Origin of the sequence: Pseudomonas sp. SDI (assembly GCF_003105155.1) — a bacterium.
In the GTDB taxonomy this organism is placed as follows: Bacteria; Pseudomonadota; Gammaproteobacteria; order Pseudomonadales; family Pseudomonadaceae; genus Aquipseudomonas.
This window is the reverse complement of sequence record NZ_QETK01000003.1, coordinates 176200-198664: the sequence shown is the minus strand read 5'-3', so window position 1 is coordinate 198664 and position 22465 is coordinate 176200. Positions and strand designations below refer to the sequence as shown.

Annotated in this window: 16 protein-coding genes and 1 pseudogene; 12 read left to right on the top strand and 5 right to left on the bottom strand. The window is 64.9% G+C overall.

Annotated elements, in window-relative coordinates:
- Nucleotides 1-254 precede the first annotated feature (254 nt).
- The 6 genes from recC (at nt 255) to DCO48_RS03350 (ending at nt 11947) form a co-directional block, all read left to right on the top strand.
- A complete protein-coding gene (gene recC, locus DCO48_RS03375; RefSeq protein ID WP_116549199.1) occupies nt 255-3734 on the top strand; it encodes an exodeoxyribonuclease V subunit gamma in 3480 nt (1159 codons plus the stop codon).
- The gene (gene recB, locus DCO48_RS03370; protein ID WP_116549198.1) at nt 3731-7420 is read left to right on the top strand and encodes an exodeoxyribonuclease V subunit beta; all 3690 of its coding nucleotides are present in this window, start codon (nt 3731-3733) and stop codon (nt 7418-7420) included. Before recC ends, recB begins: the two co-directional genes overlap by 4 nt.
- A complete protein-coding gene (gene recD, locus DCO48_RS03365) occupies nt 7417-9498 on the top strand; it encodes an exodeoxyribonuclease V subunit alpha (RefSeq protein ID WP_116549197.1) in 2082 nt (693 codons plus the stop codon). The genes recB and recD overlap by 4 nt, the downstream gene beginning before the upstream one ends.
- 104 nt (nt 9499-9602) lie before the next feature.
- Entirely contained in the window at nt 9603-10178 is a 576-nt protein-coding gene (locus DCO48_RS03360) for a YfiR family protein (RefSeq protein ID WP_116549196.1), read from the top strand.
- Nucleotides 10175-11449 carry a diguanylate cyclase domain-containing protein gene (locus tag DCO48_RS03355; RefSeq protein ID WP_116549195.1) on the top strand — a complete coding sequence of 425 codons (1275 nt, stop codon included), beginning with the start codon at nt 10175-10177 and terminating at the stop codon, nt 11447-11449. Before DCO48_RS03360 ends, DCO48_RS03355 begins: the two co-directional genes overlap by 4 nt.
- A gap of 39 nt (nt 11450-11488) precedes the next feature.
- Nucleotides 11489-11947, top strand: a complete 459-nt coding sequence (locus DCO48_RS03350) for an OmpA family protein (RefSeq protein ID WP_116549208.1) — start codon at nt 11489-11491, stop codon at nt 11945-11947.
- Nucleotides 11948-11952: 5 nt separating this feature from the next.
- Here the strand turns inward: DCO48_RS03350 and DCO48_RS03345 are convergent, their stop codons facing one another.
- Together DCO48_RS03345 and DCO48_RS03340 are read right to left on the bottom strand one after the other, a co-directional pair.
- Complete coding sequence (locus DCO48_RS03345; RefSeq protein WP_116549194.1) at nt 11953-13035, bottom strand: RHS repeat-associated core domain-containing protein; 1083 nt, start codon at nt 13033-13035, stop codon at nt 11953-11955.
- A 117-nt stretch (nt 13036-13152) separates the two neighbouring features.
- A complete protein-coding gene (locus DCO48_RS03340; RefSeq protein WP_116549193.1) occupies nt 13153-14109 on the bottom strand; it encodes a LysR family transcriptional regulator in 957 nt (318 codons plus the stop codon).
- Between the two features lie 134 nt (nt 14110-14243).
- Here DCO48_RS03340 and DCO48_RS03335 point away from each other — a divergent pair, with 134 nt between their 5' ends.
- Together DCO48_RS03335 and mmsB are read left to right on the top strand one after the other, a co-directional pair.
- Nucleotides 14244-15770, top strand: coding sequence for a CoA-acylating methylmalonate-semialdehyde dehydrogenase (locus DCO48_RS03335; RefSeq protein WP_116549192.1), 1527 nt, complete (start codon nt 14244-14246; stop codon nt 15768-15770).
- Between the two features lie 10 nt (nt 15771-15780).
- Nucleotides 15781-16668: a 3-hydroxyisobutyrate dehydrogenase gene (gene mmsB / locus DCO48_RS03330; protein WP_116549191.1), complete on the top strand. Its 888-nt coding sequence runs from the start codon at nt 15781-15783 to the stop codon at nt 16666-16668.
- A 95-nt stretch (nt 16669-16763) separates the two neighbouring features.
- Here mmsB and DCO48_RS03325 read toward each other — a convergent pair.
- Together DCO48_RS03325 and DCO48_RS03320 are read right to left on the bottom strand one after the other, a co-directional pair.
- Nucleotides 16764-16891, bottom strand: a pseudogene (locus DCO48_RS03325) (cupin); the annotation flags it as partial.
- A gap of 10 nt (nt 16892-16901) precedes the next feature.
- Nucleotides 16902-17789 (bottom strand): LysR substrate-binding domain-containing protein, encoded by an 888-nt coding sequence (locus DCO48_RS03320; protein WP_116549190.1) that lies wholly within the window; start codon nt 17787-17789, stop codon nt 16902-16904.
- Nucleotides 17790-17866: 77 nt separating this feature from the next.
- Between DCO48_RS03320 and DCO48_RS03315 the strand changes: the two genes are divergently transcribed.
- Nucleotides 17867-18631 carry a sulfite exporter TauE/SafE family protein gene (locus DCO48_RS03315; RefSeq protein ID WP_116549189.1) on the top strand — a complete coding sequence of 255 codons (765 nt, stop codon included), beginning with the start codon at nt 17867-17869 and terminating at the stop codon, nt 18629-18631.
- On the opposite strand, the gene DCO48_RS03310 is transcribed toward DCO48_RS03315, so the two are convergent.
- Entirely contained in the window at nt 18621-18935 is a 315-nt protein-coding gene (locus DCO48_RS03310; protein WP_116549188.1) for a putative quinol monooxygenase, read from the bottom strand. The genes DCO48_RS03315 and DCO48_RS03310 overlap by 11 nt on opposite strands.
- Before the next feature lie 201 nt (nt 18936-19136).
- On the opposite strand from DCO48_RS03310, the gene DCO48_RS03305 reads away from it, so the two are divergent.
- The 3 genes from DCO48_RS03305 (at nt 19137) to ggt (ending at nt 22448) form a co-directional block, all read left to right on the top strand.
- A complete protein-coding gene (locus tag DCO48_RS03305; protein WP_116549187.1) occupies nt 19137-19727 on the top strand; it encodes an NAD(P)H-dependent oxidoreductase in 591 nt (196 codons plus the stop codon).
- Nucleotides 19728-19794: 67 nt separating this feature from the next.
- A complete protein-coding gene (locus tag DCO48_RS03300) occupies nt 19795-20691 on the top strand; it encodes a LysR family transcriptional regulator (RefSeq protein WP_116549186.1) in 897 nt (298 codons plus the stop codon).
- 89 nt (nt 20692-20780) lie between these two features.
- Nucleotides 20781-22448 (top strand): gamma-glutamyltransferase, encoded by a 1668-nt coding sequence (gene ggt, locus DCO48_RS03295; protein ID WP_116549185.1) that lies wholly within the window; start codon nt 20781-20783, stop codon nt 22446-22448.
- Nucleotides 22449-22465 lie beyond the last annotated feature (17 nt).

The following is a 22465-nucleotide window of genomic DNA, read 5'->3' as shown; positions in this document are numbered from 1 at the left end:
GCATCGCCGATGGTAGTGTGGGGTTTCCCCATGTGAGAGTAGGTCATCGTCAAGATTAAATTCCGAAACCCCTATCTGCTAAGCAGGTAGGGGTTTTGTTTTTGTGGGCTGAAAATTATGTGGGCCCCATCGCGGGACGAGCATGCTCCCACATAAAAGCACAGCAGCCCCCTGTGTGAGCGGGCTCGTCCCGCGATTGGCCCCCAAGCCATGCTAAGGTTCCCCCCTAACTGCACCGCCCCAAGGGACACGCCATGCCGCACCAAAGCGCTCTACACCCAGGTTTCATGGTCGTACACGGCAACCGCCTGGACGAGCTGCGCAATCTGGTGGTGAGCTGGATGCGTCGTTATCCCCTGGCTCCGCTGGAAAACGAAGTGGTTCTGGTGCAGAGCAACGGTATCGCCCAATGGCTCAAGCTGGCCCTGGCCGAAGACCCGCAAGACGATGATGCCGGCGGTTGCGGCATCGCCGCCGCGATCGACGTGCAACTGCCCGGCACCTTCATGTGGCAGCTCTACCGTAAGGTGCTGGGCCGCGAAGAGATCCCCGAAACCTCCCTGCTCGACAAGGCCCCGCTCACCTGGCGCCTGATGCGCCTGTTGCCCGAGGTGATCGACCAGCCGTATTTCGAGCCGTTGCAGCGTTTTCTTACCGACGACAACGACCTGCGCAAGCGCTACCAACTGGCTGAGCGCCTGGCCGACCTGTTCGACCAATATCAGGTGTTCCGCGCCGACTGGCTCAAGGCGTGGGCCGCCGGCCGCCACGTGCTGATCAACGTCCGTGGCGAGTCCAAACCGCTGCCGCTAGCCAATTGCTGGCAGGCTGAGCTGTGGCGTCGTCTGTTGGACGACGTGGGGGCCGCAGGCATGGCCGAGAGCCGGGCCGGTGTGCATCAGCGCTTCATCGAGCGTATCGCCGCGTTGGCCGCCGCACCTGCCGGGCTACCTTCGCGGGTGATCGTCTTCGGCATATCGTCGCTGCCCGCGCAGACGCTGGAAGCATTGGCCGGCCTCGCCCGTTTCAGCCAGGTGCTGCTCTGCGTGCACAACCCGTGTCGCCATCACTGGGCGGATATCGTTGCCGACAAGGACCTGCTGCGCCACCAGTACAAACGCCAGCAGCGTAAGCAGGGCATGCCGGCCCTGATCGACGCCGAAACCCTGCACCAGCACGCCCACCCGTTGTTGGCGGCCTGGGGTAAGCAGGGCCGTGACTACATCAACCTGCTCGACAGTTATGACGACCCGGGCAGCTACCGCAGTGTGTTCAGCGATGGGCGCATCGACCTGTTCAGTGAGGCCGACCCACGCACCCTGCTCAACCAGTTGCAGGACGATATCCTCGAACTGCGCCCGCTGGCCGAGACGCGCGAGCAATGGCCTGATGTCGAGCCGCGCCAGGATCGTTCGGTACGCTTCCATATCGCCCACGGTGCCCAGCGCGAAGTCGAGATCCTCCACGACCAGTTGCTGGCCCGCTTCAGTGCCGATCCGACACTGCGCCCACGCGATGTGATCGTCATGCTGCCGGACATCAACACCTACGCGCCGCACATCCGCGCAGTATTTGGCCAACTGCGCCGTGACGACCCGCGCTACATCCCATTCACCCTCACCGACCAGGGCCAACGCGGGCGCGATCCGCTGCTGATTGCCCTGGAGCACCTGCTCAAGTTGCCCGACAGCCGCTTCCCAGTCAGCGAGATTCTCGACCTGCTCGACGTGCCGGCCTTGCGTGCGCGCTTTGCCATCAAGGAAAGCGACCTGCCTACCCTGCACCGCTGGATCGAAGGTGCCGGCGTGCGCTGGGGTCTGAATGCCGCGCAACGTGCCGGCCTCGGCCTGCCCGACGACCTTGAGCAGAACAGCTGGCGGTTCGGCCTGCGGCGGATGCTGCTGGGGTACGCGGTGGGAGCGGGCGGTAGCTGTGACGGCATCGAGCCGTACGACGAGATCGGAGGCCTCGACGCGGCGTTGATCGGCCCGCTCGTGGCCCTGATCGACGCACTCGAGGTGGCCCATGCCGAACTGTCCCAACCAGCCCCGGCACCGGTCTGGGGCGCGCGGCTGAACGCCATGCTGCAGGTGTTCTTCCTGCCCGAAACCGAGCATGACGACTACCTGCTGGTGCAACTGCAAACCCTCTGTGATACCTGGCTGCACACCTGTGATTCGGTTGGCCTGCAAGACCTGCTGCCACTGACGGTAGTTCGTGAGGCCTGGTTGGCCGGGCTCGATCAGGGCAAGCTGTCGCAGCGCTTCCTTGCCGGTTCGGTGAACTTCTGCACATTGATGCCGATGCGCGCAATCCCGTTCCGCATTGTCTGCCTGCTGGGCATGAACGACGGCGACTACCCACGGGCGCAACCGCCGCTGGATTTCGACCTGATGGGCAGCGACTACCGCCCCGGCGACCGTTCGCGGCGCGAAGACGACCGCTACCTGCTGCTCGAAGCGCTGCTCTCGGCGCGCGAGCAGCTGTACGTCAGCTGGGTCGGGCGCAGCATCCGCGACAACAGCGAGCGTCCGGCCTCGGTGCTGATCGGCCAGTTGCGCGATCACCTCGCCTCGGGCTGGCGACTGCAGGGCGCGGCCGACGACGGTAAACAGAATGCCGGTGAGCAGTTGCTGCAGCAGCTGACTGTCGAGCACCCCTTGCAGCCGTTCAGCGCGCGCTACTTCCATGAAGGCAGCGACCTGTTCAGCTACGCCAGCGAATGGCGTGGGCTGTACGCGCCGGTCGCGGGCCAGGCCAGGGTAGTGGACGAACTCGAACCCTTCGTCGCCGAAGAGCCGTTGAGCCTGACCTTGCTGCAAGACTTCCTGCGCCACCCGGTGCGGCATTTCTTCAGCCAACGGCTCAAGGTGTTTTTCGAAGCGGTGGAAGCGCCGCTGGCTGATGAAGAGCCCTTCGTACTCGATGCCCTGCAACGCTACAGCCTGAGCGAAAGCCTGCTCGGCGCGGCGCTGGCCGATCCGCAGAACAGCGCGGCGGCCTTGCAGGACCAGGCCCGGCGCCTGCAAGGCTGCGGTCTGCTGCCCTTGGCCGGGTTCGGCGAGTGCCTGCAAGCCGAGCTGGTCGAGCCGCTGCCCGACCTGTTGCAGCGCCACGCGCACCTGCTGCAGCAATGGCCGACCCTGGTCGACAGTGCGTTGCCGATTCGCTTCGAGCACCGCGGGTTGAAACTCGAAGGCTGGCTCGGCCGGGTCTACCAGCGCGACGACCAGGCACTGCTGAGCATCACCACCTTACCCAACGGTATCTGTAGCGGGCGCACGCTCAAGTGGCACCGTCTGGTCGCCACCTGGGTCATGCACCTTGCCGCCTGTGCGGTGGGCCATCGCTTGAGCAGCGCGGTGGTTGCTACCGATGTGACGTTGCTGCTGGAGCCGCTCGATCAGGCCCGCGCCAGCGAGCGCCTCGGCGACCTGCTGCTGGCCCGCCAGGCCGGAATGAATGCGCCGCTGCCGGTGGCGGTGAAAACCGCCTTCGCCTGGCTTGGCCAGCCCGAGCCGGAAAAAGCCCTGGCCGCTGCCGCCAAGGCCTATGACGGCGACGGCCAGAGCAGTGCCGGCGAGCGCAGCGAAAGCACCGCGCTGGCCCGGCAGTACAGCGACTTTGCCGCCCTCACCGCCAGCGAGGAATTCGACGGCTGGTGCGAGGCTTTGTACCGACCGATGTTCGAAGCCGGTTGGCAAACCCTGGAGAGCGTGGAGGCGCGCCCATGACCGTCGACACCCGCCCAGCGCCGCTGGCCCTGAGTTTCCCGCTGCACGGCAGCCAACTGATCGAGGCCAGCGCCGGCACCGGCAAGACCTTCACCATTTCCGCGCTGTACCTGCGCCTGGTGCTCGGCCACGGTGGCGAGCAGGGTTTCGGTCGTGAGCTGTTGCCGCCACAGATCCTCGTGGTGACCTTCACCGACGCCGCCACCAAGGAGCTGCGCGAGCGTATCCGCACGCGCCTGGCCGAGGCCGCACGGTTCTTCCGCAGCGAGTTGGAAGATGCCGATCCGCTGCTGCTGCAACTGCGCGACGAGTTCGACCGCAGCGCCTGGGCCGCCTGCGCCAATCGCCTGGACGTGGCTGCGCAGTGGATGGACGAAGCCGCCGTATCGACCATTCACAGCTGGTGTCAGCGCATGCTCCGCGAGCACGCCTTCGACAGCGGCAGCCTGTTCACCCAGACCCTGGAAACCGATCACAGCGACCTGCTCGGCCAGGTCATGCGCGATTACTGGCGACGCTTCTGCTATGGCATGCACGGCGACGCGTTGAGCTGGGTACGTGCTCACTGGGGCAGCCCGGAGGCGCTGCTGCCACGGGTACGCGCGATGTTCGGGCGGGTGCGCGGCGAAGACGCCGACGCCGACCCCGCCGAATTGATCGAGCGTGTGCTGCGCGCGCGCAGCGAGCAATTGGCGATGCTCAAGGCACCGTGGGCGCAGTGGTCGCAGGAATTGCTTGCGCTGTGCCATGAGGGGGTGAAAAACAAGCAGGTCGACGGCCGCAAGATGCAGGCGCGGTTCTTTGAGCCCTGGTGCGAAAAACTGCTGGCCTGGGCCCAGGACGAAGACGCGCTGGAGCTGGATATCGGTACCGGTTTCAGTCGCCTGACCCCAGACGGCATGGCCGAGGCCTGGAAGGTCGGCGAGCCGCCGCGTCATCCGGCCCTGGAGGCCATGTGCGGTCTGCGCGAGCAGTTGCAGGCGCTGCCGAGCCCGGACGCACGCCTGCTGGAGCACGCCGCCAGTTGGGTGTCGAAACGCTTCGAACTGGAAAAACGCCGGCGTGCCGAAATGGGCTTCGACGACATGCTGCAACGTCTCGACCATGCCCTCGCCGGACCGTCCGGCGAGCGTCTGGCGAGCTTGATCCGCGAGCAGTTTCCGGTGGCCTTGATCGACGAATTCCAGGACACCGACCCGGTGCAGTACCGGATTTTCCAGTGCATCTATCGCATCGAGGAGAACCAGCGCGACACCGGCCTGTTCCTGATCGGCGACCCCAAGCAGGCGATCTATGCGTTCCGCGGCGCCGACATTTTCACCTACCTCGGTGCCCGTCGCGCCACCCTCGGGCGCCTGCACAGTCTCGACACCAACTACCGCTCCAGCCAGCCGATGGTCGCGGCGGTCAACCATATATTCCTCCAGGCCGAGCGCCGCGAGCTGGGCCGTGGCGCGTTTCTGTTCCGCGAGCAGGACGACAACCCGGTGCCGTTTGTTGAAGTGCGCGCGCAGGGGCGCAAGGAGCACTTTGCCCTGGACGGTCAGCCGCAGGCGGCGCTCAAGCTTTGGCACCTGCAAAGCGAAGCGCCGGTATCCGGCGCAGTCTATCGCCAGCAACTTGCCGCCAGCTGTGCCAGCCAGATCGTCGCCTTGCTCAATGGCGGGCAGCAAGGTCGCAGCGGTTTCCAGCAGGCCGATGGCCGCTTGCGCGGCTGTCGGCCGTCGGACATCGCCATCCTCGTGCGCGATGGCCGTGAAGCGCAGCTGATCCGCGCCGAACTGGCCGCGCGCGATGTGCGCAGCGTGTACCTCTCCGACAAGGATTCGGTGTTCGCCGCCCAGGAGGCCCACGATTTGCTGGCCTGGCTCAAGGCTTGCGCCGAACCGGACAGCGAGCGCCTGCTCAAGGCCGCATTGGCGAGCATGACCTTCGCCCTGCCGCTCAGCGCCCTGGCCACCCTCAACGACGACGAGCGGGCCTGGGAAGACTGGGTGATGAAGTTCCGCGGTTATCGGCAGATCTGGCAGCGCCAGGGCGTATTGCCGATGCTCCGGCACCTGTTGCACGACTTCCGCCTGCCGCAGGTATTGATGGTGCGCAGCGACGGCGAGCGGGCGCTGACCAACCTGCTGCACCTGGCCGAACTGCTGCAGCAGGCTGCCGGCGAGCTCGACGGCGAGCAGGCACTGATCCGTCATCTGGCCGAACACCTGGCGTTGTCCGGGCAAACCGGCGAGGAGCAGATCCTGCGCCTGGAAAGCGACGAGCAACTGGTCAAGGTGGTGACCATCCACAAATCCAAGGGCCTGGAATACCCGCTGGTGTTCCTGCCATTTATCTGTACGGCCAAGCCGGTCGATGGCAAGCGCCTGCCGTTGGGCTGGCACGATGCGCTGGGCCAGGCCCATGTGACCCTGACCCCGAACGACGAACAGATTGCCCGCGCCGACGACGAGCGCCTGGCTGAAGACCTGCGCCTGCTCTACGTGGCCCTGACCCGCGCCCAGCATGCCTGCTGGCTCGGCGTCGCCGACCTCAAGCGCGGCACCGGCAAGGAGTCGATGCTGCACCGTTCCGCGCTCGGCTATCTGCTTGCCGGTGGTGCGGCACTGAACGGTTCCACGGCACTGCACGGCTGGCTGGCAGCATTGCAGCAGGGTTGCCCGGCAATCAGCCATGAGCCGCTGCCGGCGGCCGACAGTCAACGCTACAGCGCCCCGCGCAACACCGCGACCTTGCTGCCGTTGCGCCAGCCCAAGCGCCGCGCGGCGGAAAACTGGTGGATTGCCTCCTACAGTGCGCTGCGCATCGGCGAAGCGCTGCAAGACCTGAGCGACGACAGTTCGCAGGCCCAGCAACTGCTCGACGACGAGCCCGCCGACCCGAATGCCCTGCGCGAGGTGCCAGCCATCGCCGGCGATATCCATCGCTTCCCGCGTGGCCCCAACCCCGGGACCTTTCTCCACGGCTTGCTGGAGTGGGCCGGGCGCGAAGGGTTCGGGCAGGTTGCCGCGCAGCCGGAGCAACTGCACAACACGGTCGCCCAGCGCTGCAACCGCCGTGACTGGACCGGCTGGATCAACACCCTCGGCCACTGGCTTGAGCAACTGCTGGCGGCGCCCCTGGCGCTGGCCGAAGACAGCTCGCCGGTAACCTTGCAGGCACTGGCGCATTACCAGATCGAGATGGAATTCTGGTTCGCCAGCCATCAGGTCGACGTGCTCTTGCTCGACCGCCTGGTGTGTCAGTACACCCATGAGGGCACGTCGCGCCCGGCGGCGCAGCAGGCGCTGCTCAATGGCATGTTCAAAGGCTTCATCGACCTGGCGTTCGAGCACGACGGGCGTTACTACGTGGCCGACTACAAATCCAACTGGCTCGGCCCGGACGACATGGCCTACAGCGCAGTGGCCATGGAGTCGGCGATTCTCGAGCACCGCTACGACCTGCAATACGTGCTCTACCTGCTGGCCCTGCACCGCCAGTTGCGCGCGCGCCTAGCGGACTACGACTACGACCGGCATGTCGGGGGGGCGTTGTTCATCTTCCTGCGCGGTGTGCATTCGGCCAGCCGCGGGGTGACCTTCATCAAGCCACCGCGTGCGCTGATCGAGCGGCTCGACGCGCTGTTCCAGGGCGTCGGCGAGCCCACGCAACATGACCTGTTCGGAGATTGCCAATGAGCCGCCGCCTCGACGACTTGCTGCCAACACCCCTCGACGCCGGCCACCTGGCCGCGCTGGCGCCGCTGGAGCGCAGCGCCGACCTGCTGGCGTTGCTCGATCGCTGGGTCGAGCGCGGCTGGCTGCGCGCGCTGGACCGTGCCTTCGTCGGCTTCCTGGAGGAGCGCGCGCCGCAGGGCAACCCGCTGGTGCTGCTGGCGGCGGCACTGGCCAGCCATCAGCTGGGCCATGGGCACGTTTGCCTGGACCTGGGCGAAACCCTTGCCGAGCCGGATTTCGCCTTGTCGCTGCCGCCCGAGGGCGACGCCCTGGCCGGGCCCTTGCTGCTGCCATCGCAGTTGCTGGAGCGCCTTGAGCTGGCGACCTGGCGCCAACAGCTCGAGGCCAGTGCGCTGGTTGCCGCGGGCGAGTTGGTCGCACACGCCGAACGGCCGCTGGTGCTCAGCGGCACCCGCCTGTACCTGCGCCGTTACTGGACCTACGAGCGGCGCATCGACGGCGCCTTGCGCGAACGCCTGCAGCAGGCCGAGCCAACCCCGCCAGACCTGCGCGCGCGGCTCGATCAGCTGTTCGAAGGCGGCGCCCAAGCGGGCCTGATCGACTGGCAGAAACTCGCCTGCGCGCTGGCCACCCGTAGCGGCTTCAGCATCATCACCGGCGGCCCCGGCACTGGCAAAACCACCACCGTGGTACGCCTGCTGGCCCTGTTGCAGGCGCCGGCGGTGGATGCCGGGCGGCCGCTGCGCATTCGCCTGGCGGCGCCGACCGGCAAGGCGGCCGCACGTCTTACCGAGTCGATTGGCCAGCAGGTCGAGCGCTTGCAGGTAGCCCCGGCCGTGCGCGCCAACATCCCTAGTGACGTCTCCACGGTGCACCGCCTGCTCGGCAGCCGGCCCGGCTCGCGGCACTTCCGCCATCACGCGGGCAACCCGTTGCCGCTGGACGTGCTGGTGGTCGACGAAGCGTCGATGATCGACCTGGAAATGATGGCCAACCTGCTGGCGGCGATGCCGGCGCATGCCCGGCTGATTCTGCTCGGCGACAAGGACCAGTTGGCCTCGGTGGAGGCCGGGGCGGTGCTCGGCGATCTGTGCCGGGATGCCGAAGACGGTTTCTACAGTGCCTCGACCCAGGCCTGGCTGGAACAGGTGAGCGGCGAGTCGTTGGCGGCCAGCGAGCTGAACAGTGGCGATGCGGTGCGCCATCCGTTGGCCCAGCAAGTGGTCATGCTGCGCCATTCGCGGCGCTTCGGCGAAGGTAGCGGCATCGGCCAGCTGGCGCGGCTGGTCAATCGGCAGTTGGCGCCGGAGGCACGCGCGCTGCTGCGCAAGGGTGACTTCGGCGATGTATTCAGCCTGTCGCTGAGCAACGAGCAGGATCGCAAGCTGGATCGCCTGGTGCTCGACGGTCTGAACCGCGACGGCCAGGGCACCGAGGGCTACCGGGAATACTTGCAGGTGATCCGCCAGCACCGCCCGTCGTCGCGCCTGGCAGCGGACGACCCTCAGTGGAACGCTTGGGCCTTGCGCGTATTGCAGGCCTTCGAGCGCTTCCAGTTGCTCTGCGCGGTGCGCAAGGGCCCCTGGGGGGTCGAGGGCTTGAACCAGCGAGTCGGCCGGGTGCTGAGCAAGGCCGGGCTGATCGAGGGTGACTTGCCCTGGTATGAAGGCCGGCCGGTGCTGATGACCCGCAACGACTATGGTCTGGGCCTGATGAACGGCGATATCGGCATCGCCCTGCGCTTGCCCGACGCCCAGTCCCCGGACGGCCTGTTGCGGGTGGCGTTCCCGCGTAACGACGGTCGTGGTGGCGTAAGGTTTGTCCTGCCCAGCCGGCTGAACGAGGTAGAAACGGTATACGCCATGACCGTGCACAAATCTCAGGGGTCGGAGTTTTCGCACACTGCGCTGGTGCTGCCCGACGCGCTTAACCCGGTATTGACCAAAGAGCTGATCTATACCGGCATTACCCGCGCGAAGGATTGTTTCAGCCTGGTCGAGCCACGCGCGGGCATTTTCGAGGACGCAGTACGGCGCAAGGTCAAGCGCTTGTCCGGCTTGATGCTGGAGCGCGTTTAAGCCCTGTCGGGCGGCGTTTTCGGCGCCTGCCAGCGGCTCGCGACGCCAGCAGGCGATGTGCTATCGTTCCTCTCTATAAGACTAAGTCTTAAGAGATTTCCCCTATGAAGGTCGCCGCCCCTACAACGGGACGAGTCATGCGTTGTAGGCCGATGCTGCTGGCGGCACTGATGTTGCTGTTTTCCGCGCTGGTCCGGGCCCAGCCGCCCGAGGCCAGCAGCCTCGCCGAACACCGTGCCAGCGCCGTCACCCAGGTGGTGCTGGGCATCCTCAGCTACGCACGCTGGCCGGTCGAGCCGACACAACTGCGTTTATGCCTGATCGGTCCTACCGAATACGCCGACGACCTGGTCAAGGGCACCACCCAGGCAACCGGCCGTCCGATGCTGGTGCGGCGCCTGCTGGCGGGCGATCGGCGCATCCTGGGCGAGTGCGATGCGGTCTATATCGGCAAGCTCAGCGCCACCGAACGCGGGCAACTGTTCACCTCCCTCAATGGTCACCCGGTGCTGAGCATCAGCGAGGCGGACGACCCGTGCACGGTGGGTAGCCTGTTCTGCCTGCGGGTCGGCGACCAGCAGGTGGCCTTCGAGGTCAACCTCGATTCGGTGGCGCGCAGTGGCGTGCGCATTCATCCCAGTGTGCTGCAACTGTCGCGGCGGCGGGCGACACAGCCATGATCGGGTTCGGCAAGGCTGGTCGTGCGCGGCCAACCCTGCGTTCGGCACTGGGCCGTGGGCACCTCAGCGTTGCGCTGCTGGCGGTGGGCCTGGCCGGGGTCTTGCTGACCTTGCTTGGCGTGCTGGCGTTGCGTGTCTATGCCAACCACAACCTGCACCTGATTGCCCGCTCGATCAACTACACCGTGGAAGCGGCAGTGGTGTTCAACGACAGCAGTGCGGCCAACGAAGCCCTGGCGCTGATCGCCTCTACCGAAGAAGTGGCCGATGCCAAGGTCTTCGATGACGACGGCGAGTTGCTGGCGCGCTGGCAGCGTAGCAACGACGGCGTGTTCGATCAGATCGAGCGTGCGGTGGCGCGTACCCTGCTCGAAGAGCCGATCAACATGCCGGTGTTGCACCAGGGCAAGCGGGTCGGGCGAATCGAACTGATCGGCCAGGGCGGCAGCCTGGTGCGCTTCCTGCTCAGCGGGCTGGCCGGGATCGTGCTGTGTACGGTGCTCAGCGCGGTGAGTGCGCTGTACCTGTCGCGGCGGTTGTTCGGCGATATCGTCCGGCCGCTGCGCAACCTGGCCAACGTGGCCCATGCAGCGCGGCGCGAACGCAGTTTCGAGCGGCGCGTGCCGCCCACGCAGATTGCCGAGCTGAACGCGTTGGGCCACGACTTCAACGCCCTGCTTGATGAGCTGGAGGTGTGGCAAAGCCATCTGCAGAGCGAGAACGAAACCCTCGCCCACCAGGCCAGCCATGACAGCCTGACTGGGCTTCCGAACCGGGCCTTCTTCGAAGGCCGGCTCAGCCGCAGTGTGCGCAACGCCGCCAAGCACGGCGAGCAACTGGCGGTGCTGTTTCTCGACAGCGACCGTTTCAAGCAGGTCAACGATGTGTACGGCCATGCGGCGGGCGATGAAGTGCTGATCGCGGTGGCCAGCCGGGTGCGTGCGCAGTTGCGCGAAAACGACCTGGTAGCACGCCTGGGCGGCGATGAGTTTGCCGTGTTGTTGTCGCCGCTGCACACGCGTGAGGATGCGCAGCGGATTTCCGAGAAGATCGTGGCCAGCATGCGCCTGCCGGTGCGTCTGGCCGATGGCAAGACGGTACAGACCTCGTTGAGTGTCGGCCTGGCGTTCTACCCGAACGATGGGCACACCCCGGCGGACCTGCTTAACGCAGCGGATACCGCCATGTACGAAGCAAAACGCCATTCGCGAACTGAACGGCATACGGCAGACGCGGAGCGTTCTGTGACTAGCATGAAAAACAGGAGTTGAACCGTGATCCACTTCACCCGCCGCTTGCACGTCTTCGTCATGGCCCTGGCATTGGTTGCGCTGGCTGGCTGCCAGACGGTCCCGCCCAAGGGCCTGACACCGGCGCAGATCGCTGTACTCAAGCACGAAGGCTTTGTCCCGACCGATGAGGGCTGGGCGTTCGGTTTGTCCGGCAAGGTATTGTTTGGCAGCGACCTGGATGGGTTGAACAGCCAGAGCCGGGAGATTGTCGAACGCATCGGCAGGGCGCTGCTGTCGGTGGATATCCAGCGTGTGCGGGTCGACGGGCATACCGATTCGTCGGGCAAGGCTGCCTATAACCAGCAACTGTCGGTGCGCCGCGCCAACAGTGTGGCCAAGGTGCTGGTGGCGGTCGGGATGCAGCCGCAGAACGTTGTTGTCCAGGGCCTGGGCAGCAGCCAGCCGGCGGCGGGCAACGATACTGTGGCGGGGCGCACCGAGAATCGCCGGGTGTCGATTGTGGTGGCGTCGGAATAACCCCGCTATAAGGGCAGGCGCGTGTGCGGGGACAAATGTTGTCCTCGGTAGGGTTTGGTCATCACTATGTCGCCGCTCGTGGTGTAGCCGTAACGCACCGCCTCCATGTTTTCTCGGAACGTTTTACCGTTGACCCTGTAGCTGTTGCCATACAGGTACTTCGCCCACATCACATCAGAACTCAGTTCCGGGCTCATTGCTCCTCCCGGTAGCTGCGGCGGAATTTCGTGCGGATGGGAGAGTCTTTCGTTCAACGGCAGCCCCTTCTTGTGCCGCTGGTTCAAAAGGTTCTTCAACGCATCGGGATTGCCCTCATAGAAGGTATTGCGTAACTGCATTATTCCCTCTGGCCCTTCCAGCACTTCTGTGGCTACGGGCCCTTTGACGTAATGATTAGGTCGGCTTGGGGCTGGGGTCGTTGCCCCAGTGGTTGACGTGAGGTTCGGTGCGGACGAGGCACCCGTGAGTGTGTGAGGCTGGCCCAGATGCGTTTCGGACCGGGCCCGAGCGACTGGCGTTGAGGCCCGCGTATTACGTGAACCGCGGAATAGGCGGCTGAATAATTTCGACAGCGAGAAATGCCCGGTGGGGTCGGCTCGGTTGATCGGGTCGCCCTGGCAATACGCGTAGGTATTCAGCCCACCCTGGCCAAACGGGCTCCAGCTGTCGGGGCTGTTGAAGCGCCCGAGGCTTGGAATAAGTGAGCGATAGCCATTGCCCAGCAGATAGTGGCCGGTGAGCGGGTCTTGCCGTTGGCCATTGAAACCAAGCAGACCTTCACGCCCTGTCTCGACGTGATACCCGTAGGGCCCATAGGCAATAGCGTGGTTACTGGCCGAGTCTTTAACCTCGATCACCGAGCCCTGCTGATCGGTTGCCAGGAGAGAAACGTCATTGGCGCGTTGCGCCAAGGGCTGAGTGCCGTGTTCGAAAATGCTGCGTTTGAGCAGGCCTTGCAGCTCTGTGCACAGACGCGCGTGGCGATAAAAGCGCTGCTGTGCAGGCTGGCTTTCAGGTGCCGTGCTTGCCAGTCGGTCGAGGGCGTCGTAGTGGTAACGCAAAGGCGCGGGTTGGCGTGGGGTTGGCATGAGGGGCTCCTCTCGGGAGGTGGTTCCATGAGTGCCAAGGCTAATCCATCGCGTGCGGTGCCCACACCTGACAGAAATATCAGGTGCTTCGACTTCGGCAGGCGCACAACGCAAGCATTAGTCTGGGCAATCGGCAAACCGTAGCGTACGGCATTCGCCCATTAACAGTGGCTGGTTCAACTCGGTGACTTGGCGAATGTAATCCCACAACAGGGTGATCCGCTTGAGCTTGCGCAGGTCTTCGCGGCAGTACATCCAGAACTGCCGAGTAATACTCACGTCCTCAGGTAGCACCGGCACCAGCCGCGGGTCCTGCGCGGCCAGGAAACACGGCAGAATCGCCAGCCCGCGACCTTGCTGCGCGGCCACGAACTGGGCGATCACACTGGTGCTGCGCAGGTGCGCGCTGGCATTGGGCAGCAGGTTGGCCAGGTAAAGCAGCTCGGAGCTGAAGGCCAGGTCGTCGACATAACTGATGAACGGATGCTCGGCCAGGTCGGCCACCTGGCGGATCGGCGCGTGGCGGTCCAGGTAATCCTGGGTGGCGTACAGCCGCAGGCGGTAGTCGCACAGCTTGCAGCACACATACGGGCCATGTTCCGGACGCTCCAGGGCAATGACGATGTCTGCCTCACGCTTGGACAGGCTGATGAAGTGCGGTAGCGGCAGGATGTCCACGCTGATCGCCGGGTAGGCATCGACGAAATGGCTCAGTTGCGGGGTGATGAAGAAGCTACCGAAGCCTTCGGTGCAGCCCATGCGTACATGCCCGGACAACGCCACGCCAGAACCCGAGACCTGCTCGCAGGCCATGTGCAGGGTGCTTTCGATCGACTCGGCGGAACTCAGCAGGCGCTGCCCCTCGGCCGTCAGCACGAAGCCGTTGGTCCGCGACTTCTCGAACAGCAGGGTGCCCAGCGCCACTTCCAGCGAGCTGATCCGCCGCGACACCGTCGTGTAGTCCACGCCCAGGCGTTTGGCCGCGCTGCTGGCTTTGCGGGTGCGCGCCACTTCAAGAAAAAACTTCAGGTCGTCCCAGTTCAGGGCACCGAGGGAGGTGATGTTTTTTTGCATGTTGGACCGGCTTTTATGTGCGTTCTTGTTAGAAGTTTGCACATCTATACTCCAATTCAGCCCAGGACCCAAGCACCGTCGCGGCTGCCGCGTCGGCGTTTCTCTCCCTAACAATAAATCCAGGAGAACCCTACATGAACGCTTCCCTCAGCCCCGACCAGACCAAGGTCGACACGGTAAAACTGCTGATTGACGGGCAGTGGGTCGAGTCGAAAACCAGCGAATGGCGCGATGTGGTCAACCCGGCCACCCAGCAGGTGCTGGCGCGCGTACCCTTTGCCACCGCCGAAGAAGTCGACGCCGCGATCAGTGCCGGCCAGCGCGCCTTCAAAACCTGGCGCGACACCCCGATCGGCGCGCGCATGCGCATCATGCTCAAGCTGCAGGCGCTGATCCGCGAACATTCCAAACGCATCGCCGTGGTGCTCAGCGCCGAGCAGGGCAAGACCATTGCCGATGCCGAAGGCGACATCTTCCGTGGCCTGGAAGTGGTCGAGCACGCCTGTTCGATCGGCAGTCTGCAGATGGGCGAGTTCGCCGAAAACGTCGCCGGCGGCGTTGATACCTACACCCTGCGCCAACCCATCGGCGTGTGTGCCGGCATCACCCCGTTCAACTTCCCGGCGATGATCCCGCTGTGGATGTTCCCGATGGCCATCGTCTGTGGCAACACCTTCGTGCTCAAGCCGTCCGAGCAGGACCCGCTGTCGACCATGCTGCTGGTCGAGCTGGCGCTGGAAGCCGGAGTGCCGGCCGGGGTGCTGAACGTGGTGCATGGTGGCAAGCAGGTGGTGGATGCGCTGTGCACCCACACCGATATCAAGGCAATCTCGTTCGTGGGTTCGACCGAGGTCGGCACCCACGTCTACAACCTTGCCGGCCAGCACGGCAAGCGCGTGCAGTCGATGATGGGCGCGAAGAACCACGCCGTGGTGCTGCCGGACGCCAACCGCGAGCAAACCCTCAATGCCCTGGTCGGTGCCGGTTTCGGTGCGGCCGGCCAACGCTGCATGGCCACCTCGGTGGCGGTGCTGGTGGGCAAGGCCCGCGAGTGGCTGCCGGAGTTGAAGGACCTGGCGGCCAAGCTCAAGGTGAATGCCGGTAACGAGCCGGGCACCGATGTCGGCCCGCTGATTTCCAAACGCGCCAAGGAGCGCGTGCTTGGCTTGATCGAAAGCGGCATTCGTGAAGGCGCCACGCTGGAACTGGACGGCCGTGACGTCAGCGTGCCGGGTTACGAGCAAGGTAACTTCGTGGGCCCGACCCTGTTCTCCGGGGTGACCACCGAGATGCAGATCTACACCCAGGAAATCTTCGGCCCGGTGCTGGTGGTGCTGGAGGTCGATACGCTGGACGAGGCGATTGCCCTGGTCAACCGCAACCCGTTCGGCAACGGCACTGGCCTGTTTACCCAGAGCGGCGCGGCGGCGCGCAAGTTCCAGAGCGAGATCGATGTCGGCCAGGTCGGGATCAACATCCCGATTCCCGTGCCGGTGCCGTACTTCAGCTTTACCGGTTCGCGTGGCTCCAAGCTCGGTGACCTTGGCCCGTACGGCAAGCAGGTAGTGCAGTTCTACACGCAGACCAAGACCGTCACGGCCCGCTGGTTCGACGACGACAGCGTCAACGACGGCGTGAACACTACCATCAGCCTGCGCTAAGGAGTCGACCATGCGTATCGCATTTATCGGGCTGGGCAACATGGGTGCGCCGATGGCGCGCAACCTGATCAAGGCCGGCCATGCGCTGAACCTGTTCGACCTGAACCAGACGGTGCTGGCCGAGCTTGGCGAACTCGGCGCGCAGGTCAGTGCCTCGCCGAAAGCCGCCGCTGCGGCCAGCGAGCTGGTGATTACCATGCTGCCGGCGGCGGCGCATGTGCGCAGCGTGTACTTGAACGATGACGGCGTGCTGGCCGGGGTCAAAGCCGGCACGCCGGTGGTGGATTGCTCGACCATCGACCCGCAGACCGCCCGCGACGTTTCCGCGGCCGCGGCCAAGCAGGGCGTCGACATGGGCGATGCGCCGGTGTCCGGCGGCACCGGTGGCGCGCAGGCGGGCACGCTGACCTTCATGGTCGGCGCCAGCGAAAGCCTGTTTGCCAGCTTGCAACCGGTGCTGGCGCAGATGGGCCGCAATATCGTCCATTGCGGCGAGGTGGGCACCGGGCAGATCGCCAAGATCTGCAACAACCTGCTGCTGGGGATCTCGATGATCGGGGTGTCGGAGGCAATGGCCCTGGGCAATGCGCTGGGCATCGACACCCAGGTGCTGGCCGGCATCATCAACAGCTCGACCGGGCGCTGCTGGAGTTCGGATACCTACAACCCCTGGCCGGGGATCGTCGAAACGGCGCCGGCTTCGCGTGGCTATACCGGGGGCTTTGGCGCGGAGTTGATGCTCAAGGACCTCGGGCTGGCCACCGAGGCCGCACGGCAGGCGCATCAGCCGGTGATCCTTGGGGCGCTGGCGCAGCAGTTGTACCAGGCGATGAGCTTGCGTGGCGACGGCGGCAAGGATTTCTCGGCGATTGTCGAGGGCTATCGCAAGGCTGAGTAATAGATTTGTTTGGGCTGGCCTTATCGCGGGGCGAGCCCGCTCCCACAAGAGCACCTCAGTATTCTGTGGGAGCGGGCTCGTCCCGCGATGCTTTTTCAGGCGAATACAAAATACTTGTGCATCGTCTCCACCACCTCCCAGGTCCCGCGCGCAAATCGATCGGCACCTGCCCATCCGGGGTGATCACGCAGTAGCCTTCCTGGAAGTGACAGTATTCCCACTTACCCAGCACGCTACTTGCGCGCCAGCAGCACTTCCAGCAAGGCCCGCGCCTGCCCCGGCAAGGCGGCGAAATCCCGTGAGCAGAGCAGCAAGCGGCGGTCCGCCCAGGGCTCGTGCAAGGCGACGCTGTGCAGCGGCAACAGCCCCTGCCAGCGGCGTACTGCGGCCAACGGCACGATGCCCAGCCCAGCCCCACGCGCGACCATGCGGATCACCCCGTCAAAGCCCTCGGCGCGCACCCGCACCTGCATTCGCCGGCCCTGGTGCAAGGCCTGCTCCTCGACATGCAGCGCCAGCGCACTGTTCGCCGCGAGGCCGACGTAACCGTGCTGCAGGGTCTGGACGAATTCCGGCTGCTCGACCGTGGCCAGCGCATGCTCCGGGGCCATGATCAGCATCAGCGGGTCGTCGCGAAAGGCCAGGGTTTGCAGGTGGTCGGTGGGCACTGCGTCGGAGACGATGCCCAGGTCCGCCACGCCCTGGCTCAAGGCATGCACGATGCGCAGGCTCGGCAGCTCCTGAATATCCACATCGATGCCCGGATGGGCAGCGAGAAAGTCGGCGACCTGCTCCGGCAGGTACTCGGTCAGCGACGAGGTGTTGCACAGTAGCCGCACCTGGCCCTGCAAGCCTTGCGCGTACTGTGCCAGGTCGAACTGCAGGCGCTCGACCTGCTGGCCGATCTGCCGCGCGTGATTGACCAGCGCCTGGCCGGCCGGGGTCGGCAGCACGCCACGGCGGTTGCGCTCCAGCAGCGCCACCCCCAGCGAGCTTTCCATGGCCCGGATACGCGCGCTCGCGGCAGGCAACGACAGGTAACTGCGCTGCGCACCGGCGGTGATGTTGCCGCACTCGACGGTGTGCAGAAACAGACGAAGGTCGATCAGGTCGAAATGCATCAGCCTCTGTCCTGGAAAGAGTCTGGCTGAGTATATGGCGAATGTTCAGGCGAACGCAGCCGGTGCAGGATAGGCCCATGACGACATTCATCGGTTTCTATCAGGACATCGGCCCAGCATTGACGCTGCTGGTGCTACTCACCTTCTTGCTGGCCGGCGCGGTGAAGGGCGTGATCGGCCTTGGCCTGCCGACCATTGCCATGGGCCTGCTCGGCCTGGCTATGGCGCCGGCGCAGGCTGCGGCGCTGCTGATCGTGCCCTCGGCGCTGACCAACCTCTGGCAACTGGCCAACGGTGGGCACCTGCTGGCGCTGTTGCGCAGGCTCTGGCCGATGCTGGCGACGATCTTCCTGGGCACCGTGCTCGGCAGCGCCTGGCTTGGCATCAGCAGCGGCGCCTGGGCCGCGCACGCGCTGGGCGGCGCGTTACTGGTGTACGCGCTGTATGGGCTGTACCTGCCCAGCGTACAGCTCAAGCCTGGGCGGGAAGTCTGGCTGGGGCCGCTGTGCGGCCTGCTTACCGGGCTGGTGACGGCGGCCACCGGGGTGTTCGTGATCCCGGCGGTGCCCTACCTGCAAAGCCTGGGGCTGAGCCGCGAGGAAATGATCCAGGCGCTGGGCCTGTCGTTCAGTGTGTCGACCCTCGCCCTGGCTATCGGTCTGGCCGCGCAGGGCGCACTCGGCGGGCAGGCGCTGGGCGCCTCGCTGCTGGTGCTGGCGCCGGCGTTGCTGGGCCTGTTGCTCGGCCAGAGGCTGCGCCAGCGCATCAGTGCGGCGCTGTTCAAGCGCTGCTTCTTCATCGGCCTGGCACTGCTCGGCGCGCAGCTGTTGCTTAACGGTTAGCGGACGATGCGCTGAGCATCTCGACCGGCTGGATAGCGAAGTCGTGCTCCAGGTAATCGAAGCGCTGGGCGAAGAACGCGACCATGTGTGGCAGCGCCGAGTGCACGTCGAGCGCGGCCTTGCTCGCCCAGACTTCGTAGAACACGAACAGGCTCGGGTCTTCCTTGTCGCGCAGCATGTGGTACTCGATGCAACCCGGTTCGGCGCGGCTCGGTTCGACGTAGGCACGGAACAGTGCTTCGAAGGCCTCGGCCTTCTCCGGGCGGGTCTTGGCTTTGAGAATGAAGCCGTAGGGTTCGCTCATGGGGGCACCTCGTGTGGATGATGTGGCTGATTTTATTTCAATAATATGCGTTCTATTTGTGCCTTTTGGTCAAAAGCCTTTTGCCTCGCCAGCGGTGTTTCCGTGCCGCCAATGTCTCTAATCTGCCGCCATCCACATTGATCCGCTCCCGTCACGGCGTACCCGCCACCCCGGAGCGCAGCGCAGATTACGAGGCAAACGATGAAAAAGGTCCTGTTGCTCAACGGCGGTAAACAATTCGCCCACTCCGATGGTCGCCTGAACGAAACCCTGCACGACACCGCCGTGGCGTTCCTCGACCGCGCCGGCTTCGACGTTAAAACCAGCTTTATCGACGGCGGTTATGACGTTGCCGAAGAGGTGGCGAAATTCCTCTGGGCCGACGTGGTGATCTACCAGATGCCCGGCTGGTGGATGGGCGCGCCCTGGACCGTCAAGCAGTACCTCGACGAAGTATTCACCGCCGGCCACGGCAGCCTCTATGCCAGCGACGGCCGGACCCGTTCCGACGCCTCGCAGAAGTACGGCAGCGGCGGCCTGATCCAGGGCAAGCAGTACATGCTCTCGCTGACCTGGAACGCCCCGCAGCAAGCCTTCGACGACCCCAGCGACTTCTTCGAAGGCAAGGGCGTGGACGCCGTGTACTTCCCGTTCCACAAGGCTAACCAGTTCCTCGGCATGAGTGGCCTGCCGACCTACCTGGCCAGCGACGTGATGAAACGGCCGAACGTTCCGGCGGCCGTGGCCGCTTACGAGCAGCATCTGGCGCAGGTTTTCCAGACTGCGGCGTGATCGGTGCTTGCGCCGGCGCTGCGCAGCGGCTATCTATCACGGCTGTTTGCCAAACCAGAGGTCAACCGTGAAAGCCAGGTCCGATGAATTGCAGGTGTTCGTCGCGGTGATCGAGTGCGGCTCGATTTCCGCCGCGGCCGAGCAGGGCGGGCAAACGCCGTCGGCGATCAGCCGCACGCTGTCCAAGCTTGAGGCCAAGCTCGGCACCACCTTGATCAACCGCACCACGCGGCGCATGGACCTGACCGAGGAAGGGCGGTTTTTCTTCGCGCGGGCCAAGGCGATCCTGGCGCAGATGGACGAGCTCGAAGAGCACCTGTCGATGCATCGCCAGACGCCGTCGGGGCGGCTGCGGATCAACGCGGCGTTGCCGTTCATGCTGCACTCGATCGTGCCCTGGGTCGGTGAGTTCCGCGCGTTGTACCCGCAGATCCAGCTGGAGTTGAACACCAACGACCTGATCATCGACCTGCTCGAACAGAGCACCGACGTGGCCATCCGCATTGGTGAGCTGAGCGACTCCAGTCTGCACGCGCGGCCGCTGGGCTGCTGCCCGTTGAGCATCCTCGCCAGCCCGGCCTACCTGGAGCGCCATGGCACCCCGCAACGGGTCGAAGACCTGGCCAGTCACAGCCTGATCGGCTTCACCCAGCTGGAGCACCTCAACCACTGGCCGCTGCGGCATGCCGAAGGCGACCGTCTGCATGTCCGTCCGAGCCTGAATGCCTCCAGCGGCGAAACCATTCGCGAGCTGGCGCTGGCCGGTGAGGGCATCTGCTGCCTGGCGCACTTCATGACCCACGAGGACGTCCGCGCCGGGCGCCTGCAAGTGCTGCTCGGCGAGGCCAACAGTGGCTACCGGCAACCGATTCATGCGGTGTACTACCGCAACTCGCAGTTGGCGCTGCGCATCCAGTGTTTCCTCGATTTCATCCAGCACAAGCTGCTCACCTACGCCTGTTGAAATCGGGGCTGTTGACATCAGGTGTTTGATAAGTCGTCGGACATGCGCCTTAATGGCTGTTCAACGAAAACAACACCAAGGAAGCAGTCATGCGCGTTGTGATGTTCCGGGCCCTGACCCTGAGTGTGGCGATTGCCGCCAGTTCCTCGGCTTTTGCCGTGACCCTCGACGGTGGCGCGGTCGCCGCCCCCGATCAATATGGTGCACAGGTTGCCGCCGATATCCTGAAAAAAGGCGGCAACGCGGTGGACGCCGCAGTCGCTACTGCGTTCACCCTGGCCGTGACCTACCCCGAAGCCGGCAACATCGGCGGTGGCGGCTTCATGACCTTGTACATGGACGGCAAGCCGTACTTCCTCGACTACCGCGAGGTCGCCCCGAAAGCCGCCAGCCGTAACATGTACCTGGACGAAAAGGGCGAGATCATCGAGAACCTCAGCCTGGTCGGTTCCCGTGCAGCCGGTGTGCCGGGCACGGTGATGGGCTTGTGGGAGGCGCACCAGAAATTCGGCAAGCTGCCCTGGGCCGAGCTGCTGACGCCAGCGGTGGGCTACGCGAAAAACGGCTTCAAGATCGCCGCCAAGCAGTACCAGTACCGCGAAGACGCCCAGGGCCTGTTCAAGGACAGCACCAACTTCAACGACTACTTCGGCAGCATGAAAGTTGGCGAGACCTTCAAGCAGCCCGAGCTGGCGCAAACCCTGGAGCGCATCGCCGACAAGGGCGTCAGCGAGTTCTACCAGGGCAAGACCGCCGACCTGCTGGTGGCGCAGATGCAGGCCGACAAGGGCCTGATCAGCAAGGACGACCTGAAGGACTACAAGGCCGTGTGGCGCGACCCGATGGCCATCGAGTGGCGCGGCAACGTGGTCTATACCGCGCCGCTGCCAAGCTCGGGCGGGATCGCCCTGGCGCAGTTGCTGGGTATCAAGGAGAACCGCGCGGCGGACTTCAAGGGCGTGGAGCTGAACTCGGCGCGCTATATCCACCTGCTGGCGGAGATCGAGAAGCGGGTGTTTGCCGACCGCGCCGACTACCTGGGCGACCCGGCGTTTTCCAAGGTGCCGGTGCAGCAGTTGATTGCCAAGGACTACCTGGCCAAGCGTGCGCAGGAGGTCAATGCCAAGGCGATTTCGGAAACCGAGAAGGTCCGTCCGGGCCTGGAGCCGCACCAGACCACGCACTTCTCCATCGTCGACAAGCAGGGTAACGCGGTGAGCAACACCTACACCCTGAACTGGGACTATGGCAGCGGTGTGGTGGTCAAGGGCGCGGGCTTCCTGCTCAACGACGAGATGGACGACTTCAGCTCCAAGCCGGGGGTGGCCAACGCCTTTGGCGTGGTGGGGGGCGATGCCAATGCCATCGAGCCGGGCAAGCGCATGCTCTCGTCGATGAGCCCGAGCCTGGTGACCCGCGATGGGCAGGTGACGCTGGTGCTGGGCACGCCGGGTGGCTCGCGGATCTTTACCTCGATCTTCCAGGTGCTGAACAACCTGTATGACTACAATCTGCCACTGGAAAAAGCGGTGGCGGCGCAGCGTGTGCATCACCAGTTGTTGCCCAAGGACACCATCTACTTCGATGCCTATGCACCGCTGACCGGTGAGGTGGCACAAGAGCTGAAGAAGATGGGCTACACCTTGGAGGACCAGGGCTGGGAGATGGGCGATATCCAGGCGATCCGGGTCAATGGCACGGCGCTGGAGACGGCTTCGGACCCACGTGGGCGTGGGGTGGGGCAGGTCGTTAAGTAAGCGTTGTTGGCATCGCC

What these genes read in the sequence shown, in the direction of transcription:
- recC (WP_116549199.1), top strand. Translation starts at nt 255, where the DNA reads ATGCCGCACCAAAGCGCTCTACACCCAGGTTTCATGGTCGTACACGGC.
- recB (WP_116549198.1), top strand. Translation starts at nt 3,731, where the DNA reads ATGACCGTCGACACCCGCCCAGCGCCGCTGGCCCTGAGTTTCCCGCTG.
- recD (WP_116549197.1), top strand. Translation starts at nt 7,417, where the DNA reads ATGAGCCGCCGCCTCGACGACTTGCTGCCAACACCCCTCGACGCCGGC.
- DCO48_RS03360 (WP_116549196.1), top strand. Translation starts at nt 9,603, where the DNA reads ATGAAGGTCGCCGCCCCTACAACGGGACGAGTCATGCGTTGTAGGCCG.
- DCO48_RS03355 (WP_116549195.1), top strand. Translation starts at nt 10,175, where the DNA reads ATGATCGGGTTCGGCAAGGCTGGTCGTGCGCGGCCAACCCTGCGTTCG.
- DCO48_RS03350 (WP_116549208.1), top strand. Translation starts at nt 11,489, where the DNA reads ATGGCCCTGGCATTGGTTGCGCTGGCTGGCTGCCAGACGGTCCCGCCC.
- DCO48_RS03345 (WP_116549194.1), bottom strand. Translation starts at nt 13,035, where the DNA reads ATGCCAACCCCACGCCAACCCGCGCCTTTGCGTTACCACTACGACGCC.
- DCO48_RS03340 (WP_116549193.1), bottom strand. Translation starts at nt 14,109, where the DNA reads ATGCAAAAAAACATCACCTCCCTCGGTGCCCTGAACTGGGACGACCTG.
- DCO48_RS03335 (WP_116549192.1), top strand. Translation starts at nt 14,244, where the DNA reads ATGAACGCTTCCCTCAGCCCCGACCAGACCAAGGTCGACACGGTAAAA.
- mmsB (WP_116549191.1), top strand. Translation starts at nt 15,781, where the DNA reads ATGCGTATCGCATTTATCGGGCTGGGCAACATGGGTGCGCCGATGGCG.
- DCO48_RS03320 (WP_116549190.1), bottom strand. Translation starts at nt 17,789, where the DNA reads ATGCATTTCGACCTGATCGACCTTCGTCTGTTTCTGCACACCGTCGAG.
- DCO48_RS03315 (WP_116549189.1), top strand. Translation starts at nt 17,867, where the DNA reads ATGACGACATTCATCGGTTTCTATCAGGACATCGGCCCAGCATTGACG.
- DCO48_RS03310 (WP_116549188.1), bottom strand. Translation starts at nt 18,935, where the DNA reads ATGAGCGAACCCTACGGCTTCATTCTCAAAGCCAAGACCCGCCCGGAG.
- DCO48_RS03305 (WP_116549187.1), top strand. Translation starts at nt 19,137, where the DNA reads ATGAAAAAGGTCCTGTTGCTCAACGGCGGTAAACAATTCGCCCACTCC.
- ggt (WP_116549185.1), top strand. Translation starts at nt 20,781, where the DNA reads ATGCGCGTTGTGATGTTCCGGGCCCTGACCCTGAGTGTGGCGATTGCC.